The organism is Roseofilum sp. KMC-1 (assembly GCF_057802075.1).
The window spans coordinates 4,622,491-4,646,312 of sequence record NZ_CM173605.1 but is presented as its reverse complement, the minus strand read 5'-3'; the positions used below and the strand labels follow the sequence as shown (position 1 = coordinate 4,646,312).

24 protein-coding genes are annotated in these 23,822 nt (G+C 45.8%); 13 read left to right on the top strand and 11 right to left on the bottom strand.

Translation table 11 applies throughout. The features are described 5' to 3' along the window. Nucleotides 1-85 precede the first annotated feature (85 nt). On the bottom strand, nt 86-715 hold the full coding sequence (rimM, locus tag AC3FZD_RS21370) for a ribosome maturation factor RimM (protein WP_488737962.1): 630 nt from the start codon (nt 713-715) through the stop codon (nt 86-88). Between the two features lie 105 nt (nt 716-820). Further along, entirely contained in the window at nt 821-2,104 is a 1,284-nt protein-coding gene (locus AC3FZD_RS21365) for a valine--pyruvate transaminase (protein WP_488737961.1), read from the bottom strand. A 104-nt stretch (nt 2,105-2,208) separates the two neighbouring features. Between AC3FZD_RS21365 and AC3FZD_RS21360 the strand changes: the two genes are divergently transcribed. From AC3FZD_RS21360 to AC3FZD_RS21345, 4 genes are all read left to right on the top strand, one after another. Then, nucleotides 2,209-3,015, top strand: a complete 807-nt coding sequence (locus AC3FZD_RS21360) for a Tab2 family RNA-binding protein (RefSeq protein WP_488737960.1) — start codon at nt 2,209-2,211, stop codon at nt 3,013-3,015. A gap of 6 nt (nt 3,016-3,021) precedes the next feature. Continuing rightward, a complete protein-coding gene (locus AC3FZD_RS21355; RefSeq protein ID WP_488737959.1) occupies nt 3,022-3,810 on the top strand; it encodes a Uma2 family endonuclease in 789 nt (262 codons plus the stop codon). A 6-nt stretch (nt 3,811-3,816) separates the two neighbouring features. Next, nucleotides 3,817-4,323 carry a phosphohistidine phosphatase SixA gene (gene sixA / locus AC3FZD_RS21350; RefSeq protein WP_488737958.1) on the top strand — a complete coding sequence of 169 codons (507 nt, stop codon included), beginning with the start codon at nt 3,817-3,819 and terminating at the stop codon, nt 4,321-4,323. Between the two features lie 277 nt (nt 4,324-4,600). Next, entirely contained in the window at nt 4,601-6,049 is a 1,449-nt protein-coding gene (locus AC3FZD_RS21345) for a sensor histidine kinase (protein ID WP_488737957.1), read from the top strand. Here the strand turns inward: AC3FZD_RS21345 and AC3FZD_RS21340 are convergent. Beyond that, nucleotides 6,046-6,771, bottom strand: coding sequence for a hypothetical protein (locus AC3FZD_RS21340; protein ID WP_488737956.1), 726 nt, complete (start codon nt 6,769-6,771; stop codon nt 6,046-6,048). The genes AC3FZD_RS21345 and AC3FZD_RS21340 overlap by 4 nt on opposite strands. 459 nt (nt 6,772-7,230) lie before the next feature. Between AC3FZD_RS21340 and AC3FZD_RS21335 the strand changes: the two genes are divergently transcribed. Next, on the top strand, nt 7,231-7,668 hold the full coding sequence (locus AC3FZD_RS21335) for a hypothetical protein (protein WP_488737955.1): 438 nt from the start codon (nt 7,231-7,233) through the stop codon (nt 7,666-7,668). 19 nt (nt 7,669-7,687) lie between these two features. On the opposite strand, the gene rbsK is transcribed toward AC3FZD_RS21335, so the two are convergent. Continuing rightward, entirely contained in the window at nt 7,688-8,608 is a 921-nt protein-coding gene (gene rbsK, locus AC3FZD_RS21330; protein WP_488737954.1) for a ribokinase, read from the bottom strand. Between the two features lie 104 nt (nt 8,609-8,712). Between rbsK and AC3FZD_RS21325 the strand changes: the two genes are divergently transcribed. Beyond that, on the top strand, nt 8,713-8,964 hold the full coding sequence (locus AC3FZD_RS21325) for a DUF7219 family protein (RefSeq protein ID WP_488737953.1): 252 nt from the start codon (nt 8,713-8,715) through the stop codon (nt 8,962-8,964). On the opposite strand, the gene AC3FZD_RS21320 is transcribed toward AC3FZD_RS21325, so the two are convergent. The 3 genes from AC3FZD_RS21320 to galT form a co-directional block, all read right to left on the bottom strand. Next, nucleotides 8,961-9,821, bottom strand: a complete 861-nt coding sequence (locus tag AC3FZD_RS21320) for an MBL fold metallo-hydrolase (RefSeq protein WP_488737952.1) — start codon at nt 9,819-9,821, stop codon at nt 8,961-8,963. The genes AC3FZD_RS21325 and AC3FZD_RS21320 overlap by 4 nt on opposite strands. Then, the gene (gene aroC, locus AC3FZD_RS21315) at nt 9,814-10,911 is read right to left on the bottom strand and encodes a chorismate synthase (protein WP_488737951.1); all 1,098 of its coding nucleotides are present in this window, start codon (nt 10,909-10,911) and stop codon (nt 9,814-9,816) included. Before aroC ends, AC3FZD_RS21320 begins: the two co-directional genes overlap by 8 nt. Before the next feature lie 114 nt (nt 10,912-11,025). Beyond that, nucleotides 11,026-12,042, bottom strand: a complete 1,017-nt coding sequence (gene galT / locus AC3FZD_RS21310) for a galactose-1-phosphate uridylyltransferase (RefSeq protein WP_488740403.1) — start codon at nt 12,040-12,042, stop codon at nt 11,026-11,028. Nucleotides 12,043-12,371: 329 nt separating this feature from the next. On the opposite strand from galT, the gene AC3FZD_RS21305 reads away from it, so the two are divergent. Then, the gene (locus tag AC3FZD_RS21305) at nt 12,372-14,861 is read left to right on the top strand and encodes an ATP-binding protein (protein ID WP_488737950.1); all 2,490 of its coding nucleotides are present in this window, start codon (nt 12,372-12,374) and stop codon (nt 14,859-14,861) included. Here the strand turns inward: AC3FZD_RS21305 and tmk are convergent. Continuing rightward, the gene (gene tmk / locus AC3FZD_RS21300; protein ID WP_488737949.1) at nt 14,858-15,526 is read right to left on the bottom strand and encodes a dTMP kinase; all 669 of its coding nucleotides are present in this window, start codon (nt 15,524-15,526) and stop codon (nt 14,858-14,860) included. The genes AC3FZD_RS21305 and tmk overlap by 4 nt on opposite strands. 56 nt (nt 15,527-15,582) lie before the next feature. On the opposite strand from tmk, the gene AC3FZD_RS21295 reads away from it, so the two are divergent. Then, nucleotides 15,583-15,996 carry a hypothetical protein gene (locus AC3FZD_RS21295; RefSeq protein WP_488737948.1) on the top strand — a complete coding sequence of 138 codons (414 nt, stop codon included), beginning with the start codon at nt 15,583-15,585 and terminating at the stop codon, nt 15,994-15,996. A 129-nt stretch (nt 15,997-16,125) separates the two neighbouring features. Here AC3FZD_RS21295 and AC3FZD_RS21290 read toward each other — a convergent pair whose 3' ends face one another. Together AC3FZD_RS21290 and AC3FZD_RS21285 are read right to left on the bottom strand one after the other, a co-directional pair. Further along, a complete protein-coding gene (locus tag AC3FZD_RS21290; protein WP_283751933.1) occupies nt 16,126-16,560 on the bottom strand; it encodes an FHA domain-containing protein in 435 nt (144 codons plus the stop codon). A gap of 230 nt (nt 16,561-16,790) precedes the next feature. Then, a complete protein-coding gene (locus AC3FZD_RS21285) occupies nt 16,791-19,154 on the bottom strand; it encodes a heavy metal translocating P-type ATPase (protein ID WP_488737947.1) in 2,364 nt (787 codons plus the stop codon). 141 nt (nt 19,155-19,295) lie between these two features. On the opposite strand from AC3FZD_RS21285, the gene AC3FZD_RS21280 reads away from it, so the two are divergent. From AC3FZD_RS21280 to lspA, 5 genes are all read left to right on the top strand, one after another. After that, nucleotides 19,296-19,682, top strand: coding sequence for a DUF5362 family protein (locus AC3FZD_RS21280; RefSeq protein WP_488737946.1), 387 nt, complete (start codon nt 19,296-19,298; stop codon nt 19,680-19,682). 103 nt (nt 19,683-19,785) lie between these two features. Further along, nucleotides 19,786-20,301 (top strand): hypothetical protein, encoded by a 516-nt coding sequence (locus tag AC3FZD_RS21275; RefSeq protein ID WP_488737945.1) that lies wholly within the window; start codon nt 19,786-19,788, stop codon nt 20,299-20,301. Between the two features lie 255 nt (nt 20,302-20,556). Further along, entirely contained in the window at nt 20,557-21,600 is a 1,044-nt protein-coding gene (gene bioB / locus AC3FZD_RS21270; RefSeq protein ID WP_488740402.1) for a biotin synthase BioB, read from the top strand. Nucleotides 21,601-21,611: 11 nt separating this feature from the next. Further along, the gene (locus tag AC3FZD_RS21265; RefSeq protein ID WP_488737944.1) at nt 21,612-22,196 is read left to right on the top strand and encodes a biotin transporter BioY; all 585 of its coding nucleotides are present in this window, start codon (nt 21,612-21,614) and stop codon (nt 22,194-22,196) included. A gap of 24 nt (nt 22,197-22,220) precedes the next feature. Beyond that, the gene (lspA, locus tag AC3FZD_RS21260) at nt 22,221-22,691 is read left to right on the top strand and encodes a signal peptidase II (RefSeq protein WP_488737943.1); all 471 of its coding nucleotides are present in this window, start codon (nt 22,221-22,223) and stop codon (nt 22,689-22,691) included. A gap of 43 nt (nt 22,692-22,734) precedes the next feature. On the opposite strand, the gene AC3FZD_RS21255 is transcribed toward lspA, so the two are convergent. Next, complete coding sequence (locus AC3FZD_RS21255) at nt 22,735-23,817, bottom strand: Gfo/Idh/MocA family oxidoreductase (protein WP_488737942.1); 1,083 nt, start codon at nt 23,815-23,817, stop codon at nt 22,735-22,737. Nucleotides 23,818-23,822 lie beyond the last annotated feature (5 nt).

The following is a 23,822-nucleotide window of genomic DNA, read 5'->3' as shown; positions in this document are numbered from 1 at the left end:
GAAATAAGAAAGTCCCCCTTTTTAAGGGGGATTTAGGGGGATCTGGTTTACACATCATTTGCAAGTTCTGTATTAGAATAACTGTCTACTCAATTAAGCCTTCAGGGGGCGTGATTTCTATTCTACCCTTTTCTAAATCTACCACTGGTACAATCTCTTGGACAAAAGGAATTAAAATGGTTTTCGGGCGATTAGTTTGGCGGCGCGGCTTTTTAATTTTACTTTTGCGATTGGGAGTCGGTTTAAGGGAAGCTTCAGCCTCTTCTGGATTTTCTTCTTCGTTGTTCTGATGCCATAACTTGACTTCCAATAGGTCATTTCCGGCAGGAATGATATCAATCACTACGCCTAAATTTTCTCCGGTTTCCTGTATCCAAACCTCTAAACCGACCAAATCTTGAACATGATATTCATCATCCTCTAATTGGGGGCGATCGCTCACCGGAACCAAAAGTTTAGCTTTTTGCAAGGCTTCCGCTTGATCGCGAGTGTCTATTCCATCTAAGGTAAGCACATATAATCCTTTTCCCGGAATTAACCGCCCATCTAACAATTCTATGGGTTGGGGCGTTTTTTCCCCCAATCGTTGTATCCAGCGCATTCCGGGTTCTAAAAACCGCTCTGGAAAATCGGAATCCGGATAAACGCGCACTTCTCCATTTAATCCTTGAGCGGCAATAATATGACCGATTTCAATCCATTCATTTTGAGTCATAAGTCTTAGGGGATGGGGGGAGTGGGGGAATGGGGGAGATAGGGGGATAAGGGGATGGGGGGATCGCCCATTACCGATTACCGATTACCCATCACCCATTACCCATTAACGAGATACTGCACTTTGAAGATAGGTTTCTTCCACCACTTTGGCAAGTCTTGCCATGGCGGTTGAAATTTCTTCATCGGTGGCGGTTAAACTAATGCGAATGCATTGATGTTTATGGGCCCACTCTTCTTGCAATCCAGGGAAAAATGTGCTTCCGGGAACCACAATCACACCGACTTTTTTCAGATTTTGGTAGAGTTGCCAATCAGTAATCGGTAAATCGCGCAGCCATAACCAGGCAAAGATCGCCCCTTCCCCTTTATGCAAGAACCAGGGTAAAGAGTTGGGCATAGCCTCGGTTAAACTGGCTTCCAATTGGGCGAATTTGCCTTGATAATGGGGACGAATCACAGTTTCTGACAAATCTGCCAGTTGACCGGATTGAATGGCTCTAGCGGCGATCGCCTGACCATAGCGAGAAGAGTGGATACACAAATTGGTCTGAAAGGCTTCTAGAACGCTAATCAGACTCGGATCGCCAATGGCAACGCCAATCCGCTCACCAGGTAATCCAGCCTTCGATAAACTCATGCAGTGCAACAAATTACCGCCAAATTGGGGAGCCATTTCAGTGAAATTCAAAGCAGGGAACGGCGGCCCATAGGCAGAATCAATTAGCACCGGTACATTATATTCCGAGGCTAACCCACTTATTTTATGGACTTCCTCATCCGTGAGAACATTACCCGTAGGATTACAAGGACGGGAAAAAATTAGACATCCCGTGTCTTCTGTAATTCTCAATTGACTAAAATCGGGGCGATATTTAAACCGATGATTACCTTCTTCAATATCTAAGGTTGGTTTATAGGCTTTAAGTGCTTCTGGCGTTAAACAGACTCCACCATAACCGGTATATTCAGGACTTAAGGGTAACACCACCTGCTTAAGCGCTCCCTCAGTGGTGTATCCTCCAAAAGCATTGGCGGCATAAAAATAAACCGATTGAGAGCCTGGGGTAATGAGAATATGGCGATCGCTCAAATTCAATCCATACCGTTGATTAAAATCATTCACCACCGCATCAATCAACGGTTGATAGCCTTGGGAAGAGCCATATCGACAAACCACTTCCCCATATTCAGGACTAGCAAGTAAATCAGCCGTATACTCCCGCCACATCTGTTCCACGGGCGGTAAAATCACAGGATTGCCCGCACTCAAATTAATAAACTGCTGCCCTCCTCCAGCACGCAACGTTTCAATAATATCTTTCATAATGGCTCGCACTCCACTAAGACGAGACATCTGAGTACCAAATTGAGTCAGGGCAGGTTCCATAAGCATATTCTAGAAATTATTGGGTTAGCATAAGATCTAAGATGACATGATTTTTCCCAAACGGAATCTCCTGTAAAGAAAACATAACGATTGGATCGATTCCTATGCACGCTTGGCAAGTCGATTGTTATCGCCGATCTTCAGCAACTGACACCCAGGAGGAATTCTGGGAACTGTGGATTTGCGAACCGTCCCCTGGAACCTTTCGCCATCGGGTACTTTGTCCCCAGTCGGATTTGAGCGGGGATTGGTTACTGACTCAATTTAAGCAGTTTTCCCACCTACCCGATCGCCTCTACGTCTTCCGTCCCACCACCCTCCATTTACTCGAACCCGTCGCTAAAACCCTCGGTATTGAACTGATTCCCACCCGGCGCACCCCCACCCTCAAACAGTGGATTGTTGATGAATTAAAGCAACCCATCAGCTTAGATCGACCCCCTCCCCTGCCCTTACCAGAGGCATTATGGGGCGATCGCTGGCGGTTTGCCACCATTAGCGCTCAAGATCTGCTTCAAGGAATCGGCGATCGCCCCATTCCCATCAAATCCCTACCCGAAGAGCTTTGGCCCATTAATCTTGGTCTTCCGTCAACCCTATCGATTCCTGGAGTCGTTATTGATGGCGATCGCCAATCTCTACAGCTCGCCCAATGGTTCGCCAACGCTAACCCCATCAGCCTCAATTTTATCCCCGGTCAGCCCGACGGCCTCATTTTAGAATCCGGATTGAGCGATCGCTGGATTATCACTACCTTTGAAGATAGCGAAGTTCGCCAAGCCGGTCATCAATACGAACAAAAAAAACAACAGAGTAAAGGCCTTCATTTTCTACTCATTCAACCCGATGATTCTGGCATGACCTACACTGGATTATGGCTACTCCAACCTGAAAACGAATGCACCACTTAAATCTCTATGACTTCCCTAATTACTCCCCCAACTTCTTCAGATTCCTCCATCATTTACCCTAGTGCGGACGGTGAACCTGTGGCTGAAACTTACGACCATCTCTATGCACTTCTGACAACCCTAGAAGTGCTGAAAAATTATCTATCTGGTCAACGAGCTACAGTCCTCAGCGACCAATTTCTCTACTATTCCCAAGGATTTCCCAAACTGCGAACCGCACCCGATGTGATGGTTATCTTTGATGTAGAGCCAGGCGGTCGAGATAACTACAAAATCTGGGAAGAAGGACAAGTGCCCAAAGTAATTTTCGAGATGACCTCAGAAAGTACCAGAGATCGCGATCGCGTCTTCAAAAAAGACCTCTACGAACAACTAGAAGTAGAAGAATATTGGCTCTTTGACCCCAAAGGAGAATGGATTGAAGGGCAATTAGAAGGATATCGTTTAGTGGGTGGCACATATCAACCCATTACCGATCGCCTTAGCCAAGCCCTTAATTTGCGACTGGTTCCCGAAGGAAAGCTGATAGGATTTTATCGGCAAGATACAGGAGAAAAGCTATTAATTCCCGATGAATTAGTGGCAGCATTGAAAGCAGAAACTCAAGCTAAACAAGAAGCCATAGAGCGAGCCGAACAAGAGCGTCAGCGAGCCGAACAAGAGCGTCAGCGAGCCGAACAAGAGCATCAGCGAGCCGAACAAGAGCATCAGCGAGCCGAACAAGAGCGTCAACGGGCTGAAGAATTACAAGCCCTTTTAACTCGTTATCAAGAACAATTTGGCAATCTGGAATAAACAACGATGACTAACCTTTACTTAATCCGTCATGGTATAGCAGCAAACCGAGAAGACTATACCCAAGGCGATTGCCAACGTCCCCTAACCTCAGAGGGAATTAACAAAACCACCAAAATAGCCCAAAGGCTGCAAGAATTAGGCATAAGCTTTGATTTAATTCTCACCAGTCCCCTAATCAGGGCCCAGCAAACAGCAGAAATTTTGCAAACAGTGGGACTAGGGAAAGAAGTTAAAACTTCATCCGATTTAGCCCCTGAAGGTAACCTTCTATCCTGGTGGCAAGATGGAAAAAAATGGCGCAAGTATGAAAATTTAGCCTTAGTCGGCCATGAACCCAATCTTGGCCATTGGGCCGAGTTATTGGTATGGGGAGAAGTCAAATCGCGCTTGATTATAAAAAAAGCAGGTATTATCGGTATTGCTTTACCCGATATGGGTTCTCCCGTGGGGAATAGCGATCTATTTTGGCTCACCCCTCCTCGATTTTTGCTCAATGAAAAATTTAAGTAATAGGGAATCTCCCTGTCCCCGCGTCCCCTCATTCCCCCAAGCGGATCGGGATTACATTTGCAGCAAATTGATAAAAAGGACACTATCATAAAGAGAGGGTGTGAAGCTCTGAACAGAGCCTCGATCATTTCATCATCAGTCGGTGCATAGCTGCAAACACTAGGTTTTGTCAATAGCATGTTTTTTGAATTCAGATCGACACTCTCACTACCCATAAAATTGTACTTCCACATCAATTATTTCAATGAATAATGCTTTGTCTGATACTCAAGAAAAGATGATACTCACGTGGAATCAAGCGGGCCAAGATGTTCGCTATAACTTATCCTCCGATCGCCTCATCTATTATCGCTTACTGACAGAAACGATCGCCAAAATCCGCTCATCTCTCGATTTCGACACCATTTTGAGAACTACAGTTGTGCAACTGCGGGATGTTCTCAACACTGATCGAGTAGCCGTTTTTCAGTTTAACCCCAATTTAGTGTGGCATGGTGAGGTCATTTGTGAGGATGTTCGCGCTCCCTGGAAACCGGCAACTTCCATTCAGGTATACGATCATTGTTTTGGAGAGGAATTTGCCGATCAATACTTAAAAGGACGCATCAGCGCTATTCCAGATATCTATGCTCCCCAAATTAGTGATTGTCATCGGGATATCTTAGCCCAATTTCAAGTCAGGGCTAATCTAGTTGCTCCCTTAGTCAAAGGGGATGAACTGTGGGGACTGCTCTGTATTCATGAGTGTGGGCAATCTAGAGTTTGGAGTGCAATTGAAATAGAATTTGTGAGTCAAATTAGTCAACAACTTGGGGTAGCCATTCAACAGTCTGATTTACTCGAAAGAACGAAAAATCAAGCCCAAGAGCTGAGGGAAACCCTAGAGCAGTTACAACGCACCCAAGCCCAGATGATCCAAAATGAAAAAATGGTAAGTTTGGGGCATTTAGTAGCTGGAGTCGCCCATGAAATCAATAATCCTGTAACTTTTATTCATGGTAACTTAGATTATCTTCAAGAATATGCCCAAGATTTATTACAGCTTCTGAGAGATTATCAACGGGCTTATCCCAATCCAGTGCTGGAAATTCAAGAGTCTTTAGAAGAGAAGGATGTAGAATTTATTCAGGAAGATTTAGAGCATATCTTAGCTTCAATGAAATCAGGAACTGAAAGAATCAAGGGAATTGTCGCTTCCTTACGAAATTTTTCTCGCATGGATGAAGCAGAAATTAAGGCAGTAGATATTCATGAAGGAATTGATAATACTTTGGTCATGTTGAACCATCGTCTCAGAGCCAAGAATAATGGATGGGTTATCCAAATTTTAAAAGAGTATGGTGATTTACCTCTAATTAATTGTTATCCCGCCCAACTCAATCAGGTTTTCATGCATCTTTTGAATAATGCTATCGATGCCTTATATCAGAAAAATGGAGACGATCCCCAGATTAAGATTAAAACAGAACTAGAAGGAACGCAAGTAAAGATTTCCATCGCTGATAATGGCAGTGGAATTCCAGAGTCTATCCGCTCTCAAATCTTCGATCCTTTTTTCACCACTAAACCGCCAGGTAAAGGGACAGGCTTGGGATTATCGATCTGTTATACGATTATTGTGGAGAAACATTATGGCCAACTCTTGTGTGATTCATCTTCAGGGGAGGGAACCCAATTTACTATTGAGTTACAACCAGAGCTAATCTGCAAAAATACTCCAGATTAAGGGTTAATTTGACCTTGCAAATTCTTAATGGCTTTGAGGGCGTAAGAGTCTCCAGGACGATATTGTAGGGCAGCTTGAAAATGTTGGAGGGCGATCGCATAATTTTTACCCTCAACAGCTTGATATCCAGCCTTCATGAAATGGGTATAGCTGTGCTGTTTAATGCGTTGATGGGTGTTTTCAAACGCTTTTTGGGCATAAGTATTATCCGGCCGCTCTTTTAAGGCTTGTTCAAAGTTAATTAGGGCAGTGTGATAATCACCGATATCAAAGGCATGATAGCCCACTTCCATATAGCGCTTAAATTGAGAGCGAGAGGTATAAGATTTTAGGGAAATAGAGGGTTCATAGCTAGGGGGAGGTTCTGCGGATAGGGCAGGTTCAGTTGGGTAATTCAGAACCAGTTGAGTCATGGCTGTTTCTGTTTTTCTTTGAGGAGTCCAGCGAGCAATAATGTTTTGAAAACTCCAATTTTGGAGAACTACTAATAGAGCGCTAACAAGCATTAAAGCCATCCCTGTCAATTGAGTAAAAAAACTCAATTTTACTATTTTTTTATTCCATTTTAGGCTAACAAATAAAACAGCCCCAATCAACGGTAAAAATAGATAAGATATCCCCCAAAAAATACTTTCTCCAAAGGAGATGACCATAGTCCAGATTGTCCCAAACCCGGCTAAACCTAGACCAATGAGAAATAAACTAATGACCCAAATTTCCATGTCCTTTGTAACCTTGCTGGTAGATGTCGCCGTAGGGTGTTAAACCCTTGATGGCTTACACACCACAAGGGTTTAACACCTCATCCGTATTTGTTTTAGTTATAGCATGTTGTATTTAAGGTGTGAACCCTGCCCTAAATAAAAGGGCAACCCTGTAACTCTCTGATCTGGGTTAAATCTAAAAGCAAGGTTGTAGAAAAGTTAAACATATTCTAAGAATGAGTTCGAGTTTTGCCTTAGATAACTGGTGACTTTGAATCCGTGAAAACTCTGTTTATTTTACCATAACAGAAAAAAAAAAGACGTATGCTGTAATACACTTAGAAAAATATCGGGTTTTAAAGACAATCCCTAAGCCATACGGAGATGGGGAGGGGTTCATTCATTAGATGGGCTTCTCTCTTCAAACGGGCTGTAAGCCGATACAATGGGATTGGTCTGAGAGGGTAATGGTGGGTTATGGATAGAGTCTGGAAATGGATCGGTAGACTGATGGCGATGGTTCTGATCGGGCTGTTAGTGGCTTGTAGTGCTTCCGGAGGCAGTCCGAATCAAGCGTTAGTGAACAAGGCGATCGCCCTACAACTACATCTCACTCAAGCACAGCTCAAGTCTCCCCTGCATATTGAGCGATCGCCCCAAATTGAGGTTAAAGGGATTCAGATTACCAACAGCGATCGCCTCCCTGACCAAAAATTACCCACCTTCCATATCCAAGGAACCTATAACCTAGAGATCAAACTCTCAGAGCAAACCATTAAGCAGCGTCAAAATCCCTTTGAAATCTATCTACAACAGCAGATCGAGGGAGAAACCTGGCGACTCTTGCGCCCTCAAATCACGGCTGAGGGAACCGAGTGGTTGAGCTATCAAATTGATGGTGACATGGGGGGATAGGAGAATAGGAAATAGAGAATTACTCATTACTCATTAAAAACCGCTCTAGGGTCTGGCGATCTGGTAAAGAGGGCTGGGCCCCAATGACTGTACTGGCAATAGCCCCGGCTGCCGCTCCCCATGCGATCGCCTCTCCCAGAGATAAACCCCGATCTAGGGCAGTCGCCAAAGCACCATTAAACGCATCCCCAGCCGCCGTTGTATCAACCGATTTGACAGGAAAAGCGGGTAAAAACCCAGTTTCCTCATGATTAGCCCAAACCACACCGCGATCGCCCAATGTAATAATCGCCGTTTTTACCCCCCATTCTAAGAACCGGTAGGCAGCTTGAATGGCACTGTCTCGATCCTCAACCGCTATCCCCGTTAACTGAGTCGCTTCTACTGCATTGGGCGTAATGATGTCCACCAAACCATAAAGATCGCGGGGAAAATCTTCGGGTACGGGGGCCGGGTCTAAAATCACTGGAATTCCTGCCTCTTGGACTTTTTTCACCGCTTCTTGCACCGCAGAAAGGGGAATTTCCAACTGGGTTAAAAATATTGTCGCTTGAGGCAAAATAGAGGACAAATACTCCAACTCCCTGTTATCCAATCTGGCATTCGCACCAGGAATCACAATAATACTATTTTGTCCTTGGGCATCTACTGTAATCAGAGCCACTCCCGAAGGAGTATCCTCATCCATATAAATACCATCAGTATAGACCTGAGCTTCCTGTAGGGTGAGCAGCAACTGATGGCCAAAACCATCATGGCCCAAACGTCCCACCAAATGAGTTTTGACACCCAGACGGGCACAAGCTACGGCTTGGTTTGCGCCTTTGCCCCCTGGAATTTTTAAGAAACTGTCTCCTACCAGGGTTTCACCGGGATGGGGTGAACGAGAGACTGTCGCTACTAAATCTAGGTTAATACTCCCGAAAACAATCAAGCTCATGGGGATCAATGAAGGAATCAAGTGTGCCAGGATTTCTGATGCTCTCGGAACAGAGGGGTAGTTGTTATAGTGGCCCTAGTTTTAAACCCTCAAGGAGATACTTTATGGATAATCATTCTGATTTTTTGTATCCTCGTAGTCGATTTTATGGTCAGTTTAAGCCAGAATATCTAGTCTTTGATGCCAACTTGCAAGAATTTGCCCAACGAGTTACCTATATTTGCTCTTTGGAGACCAGTGGTAAAATTTCTCCCTTACAAGCCTACGAACGTATTCATGAGTTATGGCTAGAATTGGACAAAAGCAAGCAACAGTTGGGCTTAGACCACCCTCCTGAAGACCCTCCCCAAGCCTAAGAGTCCATCAGGCTTAAAATCATGCCTTCACGAGCTAAAACTGTGTTCGGCAATCGCTTTTGCACATCCTCTTGAATTTGGTCAAGGGTATCATCATCATGATTGGGTTCATGGTGAAAAACTACTAGCTTTTTCACCCCTGCGGCTTCGGCTACTTTGACTCCTTCTTCCCAGGTGGAATGACCCCAACCGACTTTAGAAGATTTGGGATTATGGTATTCATTGTCGGTGTACATGGCATCGTAGATCAAGATGTCAGCGTTACGAGCCAATTTGAGGACATCTGGATCGAGGCGATCGCTATAATGCTCCGTATCCGTACAATAAACCGCCGTGCGTCCCTGCCAAGTAATCCGATAACCCATCGCCCCATTGGGATGATTGAGATGACCGGTTTCAATCTCAATGCCATCTAGAGTCATTTGTTCTCCAGGAGACAACTTAGAAAACTTCAGATCCGCCTTGGGTATGGGTGAGGGAACAGGGGAATTAATATGGAGAATAGCATGATGAAAATGGTCTTCTAAAGACTCGCTGGAGTCGGGTACATCTCCCCAAACATGGATCTGATTCCCTGGGGTAAATAGGGGCATAAAAAAGGGCACGCCTTGGATATGATCCCAATGGTAATGGGTAAAAAAGAGGTTCACATCTAAGGGAAATTCCTGGGAGAGGCGATCGCCGAGAGCGCGTAAACCCGTTCCGCCATCGAAAATAAAATGTTTCTTCCCAATACGCATTTCGAGACAGGAGGTGTTGCCACCATAGCGAACGGTTTCCGGGCCGGGAGCGGGGATACTCCCCCGCACACCCCAAAATTGAACCTCAAAGAGTGAAGAAGAGTATGGACTAATCATGATTGAGTATTCCGCATTGACCTTGGTGACGTAGGAGGTGGTCGCATAAAACCAGGGCTACCATTGCTTCTACCATAGGCACGGCTCTAGGCAAAACGCAAGGATCATGACGACCTTTAGCCGCTAAAAGGGTTTCTTGACCGTCTCTAGTGACCGTTCGCTGTTCTTTGCGAATGGTAGCGGTAGGCTTAAATGCGACCCGGAGAATCATCGATTCGCCATTGGAGATTCCCCCTTGAATCCCACCAGAACGGTTAGTGGCGGTGCGGACTTGTCCGCGATCGCCTAGGATAAATTCATCATTGTGTTCGCTCCCGGTGAGCAGAGTTCCGGCAAACCCCGAACCGATCTCAAACCCTTTACTCGCGGGTAGAGACATCACCCCTTTAGCCAAATCTGCCTCTAGTTTATCAAACACGGGCATTCCTAGACCTTTGGGCACATGACGAGCCACACATTCAACCACTCCACCTAGGGAGTCTCCTTCCCGTTTAATGGCTTCAATGCGTTCAATCATCCGTTCGTAGGCTTCGGGATCGGGACAACGGACGATATTGCTTTCCACTTGTTCGAGAGTCACCGTTTCTGGATCGACGATCGCCTCTAGGTCTTGAATGCGCTTCACATAGCCGATAATTTCCACCCCAGCAGCCTGTTTGAGGATTTTTTTGGCGATCGCCCCCCCAGCCACTCTACCAATAGTTTCCCGTGCCGAAGAGCGCCCCCCACCCTGCCAATTGCGAATCCCATATTTAGCATCATAGGTCGCATCCGCATGGGATGGGCGGTATTTTTGCGCCATCTCATCATAATCTTGGGGCCGAGTATCCTGATTGGGAACCAAAATCATAATCGGAGTCCCCAGGGTTTTCCCTTCAAATACCCCAGAGAGAATCTCACAGGTATCTGTTTCCTTACGGGGAGTCGTAATTTTACTTTGTCCGGGGCGACGGCGATCTAACTCCACCTGGATCTCCTCCGCCGAAATCTCTAGACGGGGCGGACAACCATCAATAATTACACCCACCCCGCCCCCGTGGGATTCCCCAAAAGTTGTAATCCGAAATAAATGCCCGAAGGAATTACCCATAATAGTTAGTTAACCCAGCTTAGATCTATCCTATCCCAGATTTTCCTAGAAACTTGGTTGCTCTCAAAAGCTCTGAGAATTGGTATAATTAGGTTGGCTATATCCCAAATTTTCCTAGAAACCCAGTTTCTCCCCATCTCCCTCTTCTCGCAAAAACTGAGCATCCCATTCTGGCAAAGAGGGATTAATACTTACACTAGAGGCAATTTCAAATCCTGCTGGAGTCGTTAACCGAGGCCTAATTTGGCAATACCAGTGAACTTGGGGTTCTTCGGCCTTATAGCGAGCGGCCGTATTGATAATGTAGTTATAGTCGGGATCGTTCAGTTTATTGGATAACCGGGTGAGAACACTTTGGAGGATCACCGCAAAATCTGCCTTTTCCGTATCGGTCATACTGCCAAAATCGGCTTCATGATGTTTTGGGGCGATTGAAATCTCAAACGGCACTTCCGCCGCAAACGGTACAAATGCTAAAAAAGAATTATTCTCCTCCAGTATCCGTGTTTGTTCCTTGTACTCAAACTTGAGAATATCGCAGTACAAACACCTGCCCCAGTCATCATAGTATCGTTGCGCTTCCTCCTCTCGCCAGCGACGCTGTTGAGGCACAACACTCGTAATAATAATTTGGGAATGGGGATGGGATTGGGAAGCACCCGCCCGTTCTCCATGGTTGCGAAAGATAATCCCCATCATGCTTTCATGCTCCCGCATCAGATCGATGTAGCGATGGTGATAGGTTTCCACAATCAGCTCCACTTCCGAGAGATCCATCGTCGGAATATCCTTATCATGATCCGGACTTTCGATGATCACCTCATGGCGACCATAACCTGGCATGATGAGATATATACCATGGGAAGTACGCATGGTATTTCCTTGAGTCGAAAGGGCTGGATAGCGATTGGCAACGACACGGGTTTGCCACCCAGAACCGTTAACTTTAGGCAATTCTAGTAAAATCTCTTCCTCTTCATGATTGCCACCCGGACAAAAGGGACAAGGAAGGGCGATCGGATGCACAATAGTAGAGGATTGTCGCAAATCCTGGGGTCGGTGCTTTCTCTTGGGAGCATAAATCACCCATTCCCTAGTCACCTTATTTAGTCGGATGTGGTTACCTTCGATATCTTGCACTTCAATCCCACGTCAGATTTGTTAGATTTGCCTACCTTACTTTAACCTCTAATCCCGCTCTGAAACCGGCGATCGGGCCCATTTGAGTTCAGCCTACCGTGCTTTTACCACTTTAGAGGTTCTGTTTAGACCTTGCGCTACAATAGATTTCTAGTGGTGTTAAGCCTCATTTTAGCCAGATGCTAATGTTCAAAGATGGCGATCCTACCTGTTTTTCATTTCTACAGTCAAGGGTGTTGGGGTGTTACCCTGAACTTCACACCTCTTAATCTTTTTTTACACTCCGTACAAAATTCTCAATCTAATAGCCCCTTTTAACTATGAATACTCAATTCAATATTAGCTTGCGCCGCTCTCGCAACTGGACGATGATCCAACAAGAAGCCGTTTATTTCCCCACAGCTATTCAACCCCATGGCGCTTTATTAGTCTTAACCGAACCTGACTTAAACATTATCCAAGTCAGTGGAAATGTCCAATCCTTTTTAGGCTACGCTCCAGAGTCTCTCCTCAATCAAACTTTATCTGTCTTATTAGCCTCGTCAGAAGTGCAACGGGTTCAAAATTATTTGGCACATCTGAATTTTGAGAAAAATAATCCCCTGAAAATCAAACTTAAGAGTAGGGAGGAGATGGAGTTCAGTGTAACAATGCACCGGCAAGATAATGGTCTAATTCTAGAGTTAGAAAAAAATACAGATCAAGATTTGAATCAGTCACTCAGGTTTTACCATCTCACCCAAGAATGTGCTAGGCAACTGACGGCTGCTCAAACCCTGGAAGAAGTGTGTAAGATTGCAGTCAAAAAAATACGCAAAATTACTCGATTTGATCGAGTGATGCTTTATAAGTTTTATGAAGATAACCATGGCAGTGTGATCGCTGAATCTAAGCGAGAAGATTTAGAGTCCTATTTAGGCTTACATTATCCCGATATTGATATTCCTGAAGAAGCTAGAAATCTGTTTCTTAAACACTGGTTGAGGTCGATTTTTGATGTAAATGCAGATGGGATAGAGATAGTGCCTAGGATTAATCCCCTGACTCAGAAGCCCACAGATTTGAAAGAGTCATGGTTAAGGAGTGCCTCAAGCTGTCATCTGGAATATTTGAAAAATATGGGTGTCCAGGCTTCTATGACTCTTTCCTTGATTAAAAATCAACAACTTTGGGGATTAATTGCCTGCCATCATTACACTCCCATGTCTATTTCTTACGATCAACGATCTGCCTGTGAATTTTTAGCCCAGTCTTTATCTTTGGAGTTGGTTTATAAAGAACATAATGAAGACTATGAATACAAGTTGGAGCTGAAAGATATTCAGTCCCGGTTATTGGAATCGATGTCGAATGCCGAAAACTATGTTGATGGCTTGGTTCAAAATAAGAAGAATTTATTGGATTTGGTAGGAGCAACAGGGGCAGCCATTTGTTTCGGCGATCGTCTAACTTTAATGGGTAAAACTCCAGATAGTAAATATATAAAAGAATTTATAGAGAATCTCGATAACTATATGGGTGAATCTCGTTTTTTTTCGACAACTTGTTTGGCTGATATAGACCCAAAAGCCGCCGTTTATAAAAATGTAGCTAGTGGAATATTAGCTATAAAAATTGCAGCGACTCAAGATAAATATCTAATTTGGTTTCGCCCAGAAGTAGTGCAGACTGTTGATTGGGCAGGGAACCCAGAAGAGAGTTTAGAAAATACTAACAATTTTGCTGTACTTTGTCCTAGACAATCGTTTGAGTTATGGAAAGAAACGGTTATATTACAATCTACTGCCTGGAAAAAATGTGAAATTGATGCAGCATTAAGTCTACAAAAGTCCATTATTAAAATTGTCTTGAAAAAAGCAGATGAGTTGGCAAAAGTCAATGAAGCTTTAAAAATTTCAGAAGCGAAACAAAAAGAAAAAGCCCTGCAACTGGAGCAAACGCTTCAGAAACTTAAACAAACCCAAACTCACTTAATTCAAAGTGAAAAAATGTCTAGTTTAGGGCAATTGGTAGCCGGAATTGCCCATGAGATTAATAATCCAGTTAATTTCATTTATGGGAATCTATCCCATGCTGAAAATTATGCCCAGGATCTGCTTTCTATCCTTGAACTTTATCAAAAGTTTTATCCCGTGCCCCCTGAAGAGGTGCAGCAGGAATGTGAAGAGGTTGATTTGGATTTTTTAGTTGATGATTTACCTAAATTACTCAAATCGATGCAAATTGGAGCCGATCGCATTCGAGAAATTGTGCGTTCCTTACGCAATTTCTCCCGTCTAGATGAAAGTGAAATCAAAGCGGTTAATATTCATGAAGGCATTGAGAGTACATTGCTAATCTTAAATAATCGGCTTAAGTCGAAATCCCATCGTCCAGAAATTCAAGTGATCAAAAATTATAGCGATTTGCCTCTGGTTGAATGCTATCCCAGTCAGTTAAATCAGGTATTTATGAATTTGATCGCTAATGCTATTGATGCCTTAGAGGAAGGGAATATCAAACAGAATTTGAGTTACGAGATGTTGGAGACTCATCCCAACCAAATTAGGATTTCTACTTCTCTCTATTCTCCAGAGGATTTGGGCAAAGATTGGGTGGTGATTGAGATTGGGGATAATGCATTGGGGATTCCTGATTCATTACAGTCTCGACTCTTCGATCCGTTTTTTACCACTAAACCTATGGGTCAGGGCACAGGGATGGGATTAGCGATTAGTTATCAAATTATTGTGGAAAAGCATCAAGGAAAATTAACTTGTGCGTCTAAGCTAGGTGAGGGGACAACGTTCCGCATTGAAATTCCGGCCTAAATCGAATTTTTCCCATCCCGTAATCGAGAGTTGAGAGCGGCACGAATTTGGGCTTGTACCTGATTTGCTGGTAAATTGGCATCAATGGGGATAATTCGCTCTGGATAGGTTTTCGCTAGGGTTTTAAAGCCCTGTTGGACGCGATGATGAAAGGCAACATCGGCTTTTTCCATGCGATCGGCTGATGCCCTTTGGCGGATTCGCTCTAGTCCGGTTTCCACATCTACATCCAACCATAGGGTTAAATCGCTTTCGATGCCTTGAGTCGCAATTTGATTGAGTTGATCGATTAAATCTAGATTTAAACCGCGACCATAACCTTGATACGCTACGGTAGAATCTGTAAAGCGATCACATAAAATGATATTGCCTGCCTTGAGTGCGGGCTGGATGAACTCCTGAATATGTTGGGCGCGATCGGCTGCATAGAGCAATAACTCGGAGGTTTCATAGACTAATGCATCTGCCAATAAAACCTCCCGTAGGCGTTCCCCCAAAGGTGTGCCCCCTGGTTCTCTGGTAATGAGAACCGGTTGAGAGAGCCAAGATTTAAGCCAATCGGAGGTTTGCTGGATTTGGGTTGTCTTACCTGCGCCTTCAATTCCCTCAAATACGATGAGCTTGCCCAACTCAGGAGAAAAATGCTCTAATGCTTCCATAATCATAAGCTTATGCGATCCTATTCATCTCACTTATCCTCTCATATCAACAATAGAGGGTAATGACTGGTAAGATGAGTTTCGATAATATAGTAAAAATTATCCGTGTTTTACGTCCGGAGTGTTTTATGGCTCGGTACACTTGTTTATTCACAGTAGCGCTTCCCAACAACAATCTCCGGCAGTCGTTGATTGAGATTCTCAAATCTTTGAATATTGAGGTTCAATACGATACAGCCGAGTATCTCATGGGACGGGAAAAGCCAGGCAAAGTCCCTTTTGGCAAATTGGTAACGGTGGAAGTGTTAATTGATAACACAACCGCTACTGAAACTGAAATTAAAATGACCTTAGTGGCTAAAAACGAAGAACTGCCTTTACAACTCAACAATCACTGTCATCAACTGTTCCAACAGGTGAGCGAGGAAATTGAAGGGAGCGGTCAATTGAAGTTGATTAACACAGTTCCAGGATAAGTCGATGGAAAGGATTGAGGGATGAGCAAACTCTGGTTTGAGTTGCTCCCTTTCCTTGACAACTGGCTTATAGCTTTAATGGGTCAGCAATGTTTATTACCCATTACCAGTGCATAGCGCTATATTGCACTATATATCGTCTTCGCCCATCATACCGGGGCTAATGAGGGTAATATCAAATTCGTCTGAGGCTGGAGTGGTGACCACGTTTTCACGGACTAATAGATAATAGCTGGCTCGGACTTGGGGGCCAAAAACAATTTCATCTTCATTCTTGAGGTCATGGGTGGGGACTTTTTTGCCATTAACCATAATGCCGTTAGCACTTCCTTTGCCCTTAAGATTGCCATCAACAATGCGGTAATAGTAATTTCCGTCTTCCTTGGGTAACCGTACTAAGGTCGCATGGCGACGAGAGACAAATTGGGAGTAAAGACGAATATCACTCTGTTCATGACGACCGATGGAGTAGACGGGGGCTTCGAGAGTAAATTCTCGCCGTCCCTTATCGTCTTCAATAATGAGGAGATGGTTTTGGTTAGATTGGGCAGAAGTTTCGGTCATTATTTTAGCTTACACCTATTCAATAACATCAATACTTTATAGTCTAGTCCTCACTTAAGAGGATTTAGGGATGGGGTAAAGGACAAAAAGCCGATTTTACCGTGAATTTCGGGATGCTTTTTCTAGTTTAAACGCTCTGGATGGAGATTAGGGTTACTCATTTTGATTGGTTTTAGGCAAAACATCAGTGAAATAACTGGGGAGTTGAGGCCTCATTCTTGAATACAAAGTCATAATTTTAATGGATTGTCGCCAGATTGTGAAGTCGGGTAGCGTCGGCGCAAGAGCAGGGAGTTGGTGACAACACTAACGGAACTGAAGGCCATGAATGCAGCAGCAGTGGCTGGAGAGAGAAGGATGCCGAATTGGGGAAGAAGGACACCGGCAGCTAGGGGGATGGCGAGGATGTTGTAGGCAAAGGCCCAAAAGAGGTTTTGGCGAATTTTGGTGAAGGTATCTTGACCGAGGGTGATGGCTTGGGGAATGTCGGTGAGACGATCGCCGATCAGAACCAGTTGTGCTGTATCCATGGCTACTTCTGTAGCACTTTGGAGGGCAATACCAACATCGGCTTGAGCGAGGGCGGGGCCGTCGTTGATGCCGTCTCCCACCATGGCGACGCGGGCAGATTTTTGTAACTTAGCGATCGCCTCTGCTTTGGCTTGGGGTTTCACTTCTGCCTGTATTTCGTCGCTTTTAAACCCCAGTTTTTCGCCTACCGCTTGGGCGGTTGCTTGGCGATCGCCGGTTAACATCATCACTCTTAACCCCATCTGCCGCAGCTTGTCTAGGGTTTCTTTGGCTTGGGGACGTAGGGGGTCGATGATCGCTAACCATCCTGCCCATTGCCCATTGAGGGCGATCGCCACTACGGTTTTACCCTCTTGGGCAAGCCGATCGATCTCTTCCGTATTCGCCGGTAAAATAACGTTCTGTTGTGCTAACCATTCCGGCGTTCCCAACAGTACCGGCTTTTGCTCTACCCAGGCTTGAACGCCATAACCGGGAAAGGTTTGGAAGCTTTCGGCTGGGGGTAAAATCAGTTCTCGCTCTTGGGCTGCGTTGAGGATGGCACGGGCGAGGGGATGGTTGGTTCCCTGTTCGACGGCTGCGGCAATGCCCAGGAGGCGATTCCTTTGGAAAGCTCCGCTAACGCCCGTCAAACCGAGTTCCTGATTAGGGATGCAATCGGTTACTACCGGAGTGCCTTGGGTGAGGGTTCCTGTCTTGTCAAATACGATCGAGTCGATAGAATTGAGTTGTTGTAGAGCTTGGCCGCCTTTAATCAGAATGCCTTGTTTTGCCCCAATGCCCGTGCCGACTAAGATGGCAGTGGGAGTCGCTAACCCTAGGGCACAGGGACAAGCGATGACTAAAACGGCGATCGCCAATTTTAAACTCAGTAGCACCGGAGAATAAACGGTTTCAGCAGTAGTCAGTACCTGGGGCCAGAGTTGCACCCCCACCAGTTCCCAGAAGAGAAAAGTTAAAGTAGCCAGGGTCATGATCCCGTAAACAAAATAACCCGCTACCGTATCAGCCAGTTGTTGAATGGGCGCTTTACGGGTTTGGGCTGTTTCCACCCATTGAATAATTTGCCCTAGGGTGGTGTCTGAGCCAACGCGGGTAGTTTCCAGGGTTACCCGTCCCGACTCATTCACAGTTCCCGCACTCACGAGGTCTCCCAACTGCTTGGCTACGGGTATCGCTTCCCCAGTAATCATACTTTCATTGACCGTGGTTTCGCCACCCACGACGCGCCCATCCACAGGGAATTTTTCCCCCGGTAGTACCCGCAACCATTCCCCTACTTTCACCGTTTCGGCAGCAATATCGACGGGGGTTTCATCGGCAGTTGACCCCACGGGAATCAGGTGCGCTCGTTTGGGTTGGAGGGCTAAGAGGGCGCTGAGATCTGCTGCTGCTTGGCTTCTGGCTCTAGCTTCTAGGGTACGCCCCAGGAGAATAAAGCCAAGGAGCATCACCGGTTCATCAAAGAAGCATTCCCATCCAGTTTGGGGAAAGAGCAGGGCAATCATGCTGGTGGTGTAGGCGGCGATCGCCCCTAAGCCCACTAAACTATTCATATTGGGGCGATTGTGCCACAATCCCCGCGCCCCTTCCCGGATGATAGCTCGTCCGGGAAACAAGAGGGCGAGGGTCGCTAAACCCGCGTGAAACCCCATGGAACTGAGCAGGGGTAAATGGTGGAATCCATGACCCGTAAAGGAGAGGAGCAGCAAAGAGGCGGCGATCGCCAACGCTTTCTGATGCTCTTTGAGTTCCTCTTGATACCTTTGTTGCGGAGAAATTGAGGAACTCCTGGGATTTTCCGGCGATCGCAGTTGGCTCGGAAATCCCGATTCCGTCAGCTTCTCCGCCAATTGACTGCCATTGACCGCACCCCTCTCATACTCGACTGCCGCCACCGCCGTCACTAAATTAACACAAGCAGATCGAACCCCTGGCTGTTGCACCAGTTGTCGCTCCACAACTTGCACGCATCCGGCACATTTCATCCCCGTCACATCTAAGGTTAGGGTTTCCAGGGATACCGAGTCTTGGGGGACTGGTGTTTGGGGAACGACTTGCATAGGCTGCTCTAGAACTCTCCATGACTATCTCTGGTCTAGTTTAATTAAAAATTAAAAATTAAAAATTAAAAATGATAACGGGTTCTCTCTTCTGCTTTACCCTAGACAGTAGGATAGACGCTTTCTGGTAGGTTGGCAATTATGCAGTCTTCTAATTATGAATTTGATCATTCCCAAAATGTGCTGATTGGGCAATTAGCCAATCGCATGAAATTTGTTAGTATTTTTTTGATGATCGGTGGAGTGCTGACGGCAATCTTTGGCCTGTTTGGAGCCGTAGAAGGGATCGGAGAAATCATTTCCGGAGTAGCGGATCTTTTAATCGGCATTTGGACATATCAAGCCTCGACTGCCTTTAAGCGCATTGTGGATACCCAAGGCCAAGATATTGAAAACTTAATGGGAGCATTAGGGGAGTTGCGGAAGCTCTACACCCTCCAATATTGGGTTTTGATCTTTACCCTGGTGGCTCTAGTTATAGTCTTTGGCTTGAGCGTCGTTCTACGATTGTTTAGCGCTTTAGGCTAAGGGTTGAGAGCGATCGGAATAAGGATCTCAATTGCATAAAAATTACGTTAAACTCGGAAATTATCAAGGGATTCACCAGCCGTTGAATTGAGGAGTGCCAGTTATGAAGCATTATTTACAAAAAATTCTAAGTCTAGGGGCGATCGCCCTCGGAACTCTCAGCTTAAATCCCCAACCTGCCCAAGCACAAGCCGCCTATGGCAGCTATATCGGCGTTGGGCCAGCCTTTGGTTTAGTCGAAGGAGAAGGGGGGAGCCGACAAATTGCCGGAGTGATTGCCGTGCGCTACAAATTCCTAGAAGTCCCCCTCTCCATGCGCGTACAAGGCTTTATCTTAGGTGGCTCGGCAGCAGTGGTTCCGACCCTATCCTACGATTTTCCCCTCAACTGGCAAACCGATGCCTATATCGGTGCAGGCTATTCCTTCGCCAATGGAGATGAAGCTTCCCCTTTAGGGAATCAAAGCGGCTTTGCCCTACAACCGGGGATTGATTATATGATTCCGTCGAGTAATGCGGTGATTTTTGGCAATGCGGTGATCGCTTTTGATGCCTATCGCAACACCGGAGACAGAGAAACGGCGGTTTCCCTGCAAGGGGGAATTGGCTTAAGATTTTAGGAGCGGACTAAGTGTAGGGCTGTTTCAATCTTTGATTAAAACCCCCTATCCCCCCATCTCCCCATCTCCCCATCTCCCCATCCCCCCACTTTCCCCTTGATCTCCCTTGAGAATCAAACAGCCGCAGACCCAAATGGGGTGATACAATGCATTTGCATTAATGTTACTTAAGAACAGGGGCTGGACGTGGTTCAAGCACCATTATCCAATTCATCATCCAATTCATCTCAGGGGTTAGGGCGATCGCATAACCCCATTACTCTCCCTAATGAATCCTCATTAGCTGTACAACTCGATCGCCTCAGCGATCGCATTATTGCCGGAAAACGGCTCACGAGAGCAGAAGCTCTGGCACTCACCCAAATTGAAGGCCAGGATAACATCCTCTTACTCTGCGCCGCCGCCGATCGCGTGCGCCAAGAATGCTGTGGAAACGTCGTCGATCTCTGTAGTATCGGCAACGTTAAATCCGGCAGTTGTTCCGAAAACTGCGGCTTTTGTGCCCAGTCTGCCCACCATCCCGGCAAAGATTCCCCCATTTACGGACTCAAATCCACAGAAGAAATCTTAGCCCAAGCCAAAGCAGCCGCAGCCGCAGGCGCTAAACGGTTCTGTCTGGTGAGTCAGGGACGGGGGCCAAAATATAGCTCCCCCAAATCCCCAGAATTTGAACGAATTTTAGAAACCGTTCGTCAAATTATTGACCAAACCGACATTAAGCCCTGTTGCGCCCTCGGTGAAATCACCCCCGAACAAGCGCAAGCCCTTAAAGAAGCTGGAGTCACCCGCTATAACCATAACTTAGAAGCCTCTCAAGGGTTTTTCCCCTCCATTGTCAGCACCCACCAATGGGGCGATCGCGTAGAAACGATCAAAAACCTCAAATCTGTAGGCATTCAAGCCTGTGCAGGCGGCATTTTAGGCATGGGAGAAAGCTGGGAAGACCGGGTAGATTTAGCCCTCTCTCTTCGGGAATTAGAAGTAGAATCTGTACCCTTAAATCTACTCAATCCTAGGCAGGGAACGCCGTTAGGGGAGCGTCCCCGACTCGATCCCTACGAAGCGCTGAAGGCGATCGCCATTTTCCGCCTCATCCTACCCGAACAAATCATCCGCTATGCCGGTGGACGGGAAGAGGTTATGGGGGAACTCCAAGCTCTGGGACTGCAAGCTGGGATTAACGCCATGTTAATTGGTCACTATCTCACCACCCTAGGACAACCTCCAGAAGCCGACCATCAAATGCTGGCTTCTTTAGGACTCGAAGGGGGAGAAGCCCCCATTCCTGGACAACCTTGAAATCCAGCAGCGTGATTCGTTTAAATGAACTTTTGTGGGCCTTTATTGGCCTACTCCTTACCATTGGGGGAACCTTTTTAGAAGCCTTTATTGCTTCCCCCAAATTGTCTTTTCAAGACTATCTTTTATCCCTCCATTCCCTAGGCGTAAGCTATCAAATTGGAGCGGTTTTATTAGTCGGGTGCATGGGCGGAAAAAAAGCCGGAGTTTTATCCCAAATCGGCTATTTAATCATGGGATTAACCTGGTTTCCTGTCTTTTACCAAGGGGGAGGATTAGCCTATCTTCAAGAACCCTCTTTTGGCTATTTGCTCGGATTTATCCCAGGAGCCTGGATTTGTGGAGCCTTAGCCTTTCGCTTTCCCCCGCGCTTAGAATATTTAGGCCTCAGTTGTCTGGGGGGATTAGTAGGAATTCATCTCACCGGAATCTTATATGTAAGTTTGACTGAACTCTTGTCCTGGAGTTCAGAAAGCGGCCAAGAGCTTTTAAACACCATTACGCAATATTCCCTGTTACTCCTTCCCGGACAATTGGTTGTGGCTTGTGCCGCGACAGTCATTGCTTATTTATTGCGACATTTGATGTTTTATTAAATGAATAAGGGAAGAGTCCATAAGATGAAATTTAAGAAAAATTCCCTATTTTGGATACTGGCGTTAATCAGTTTAATATTAGATCACCTAGCAAAATTTTGGGTCATCCAAAACTTTGAATTACATGAAAGTTGGCCCCTCATATCCGGTGTTTTCCATTTTACCTATGTCCGCAATTATGGCGCAGCCTTTAGCCTATTTAGCGAAAATGGGGAATGGTTGCGTTGGCTATCTTTAGGGGTGAGTTTGGCCCTCATGGGTTTGTCCCTATACGGCCCCAAAATGACACGCTGGGAACAAGCCGGTTATGGCTTTATCTTAGGCGGTGCTTTGGGCAATGGAATAGACCGGTTTGTGGCGGGGTATGTGATCGATTTTCTCGATTTTCGCTTGATTAACTTTCCGGTTTTCAATTTAGCCGATGTGGCGATTAATATCGGTATTATTTGCTTGTTAATCGCTACCGTCGATCCAGAAATCAACAGAAAAAGGTAGAGTGAATACAGCACTTGGCACAGAAACCCGGCTTTTCAGGAAGTCAAACCGTAACAGCGGAAGAATGGAGGTTATGGGAAGATTGGGAATCTAAGCCATGCCAAGATTGACCCTCTAGGGCCATATGTTCAATGGAACTGGCTAACCGCAGCGCTCTCAGGGCCTGCTCACCCCCTACGGAGGGTTGGTCACCCCCCCGTACACAAGTTACAAAATGCTCTAATTCGGCATGAAGGGGTTCTATATTACTGGTATAGACTTTTTCAATTAATCCATCCTGACGATAGAGAACTTGACCGTATTCGGTGCGATAGTTGGCGGTGGTTTGGCGATGGATTAAAATTTCGTTGTTGAGAAAGTCGGCTTCGGTGAGGGAATTCTTGCAATGGGCAGCGATGCGGCGAATTTTGCAATGGGTGACTTTACTGGCAGTGAGGGTGGCGATGATGCCATTTTCAAAGCCTAGAGTGGCGGTGACATAATCTAAATATCCAGAATCTGAGGCCCGATTGCCACTGGCAGTGAGCTTTTTCACAGGAGCGGCGGCTAATTCTAGGAGTAAATCAATATCATGAATCATTAAGTCTAAAACCACGGAGACATCATTAGCGCGGTTAGAATAGGGACTCATGCGATGGGCTTCTAGGGCGAGGATTTCCTCTGTTTTCAGGACTTTACTCAGTTCTTGAAAGGCAGGGTTAAAGCGCTCGATATGGCCGACTTGGAGAATGCAGTTACATTCAGCCGCTAGGTTGACTAAATGTTCCGCTTCTTCGATACTAGCGGCGATGGGTTTTTCGATCAGGACATGGATTCCCGCTTGTAGACAGGCTCTTCCGACTTCATGGTGGAGACGGGTGGGAACGGCAATACAGACAGCATCGATGTGGGGGAGAAGGTCGTGATAGTTCTCGAAGAACCGGACTCGATATTTTCCGGCAGTGTCTAATCCTCGTTCGATGTCAACGTCAGAGATGCCGATTAGGTGTACGTCTTTGAGTAAACTTAAGACGCGGGTGTGATGTTGACCCATGTGGCCAACACCAATGACTCCGATGCGGATAGGTTTAAGGGGATTACGGGGTTGTCTGTCCTCTGTCCTCACATCCTCATTTCCCGATGACATGGTAC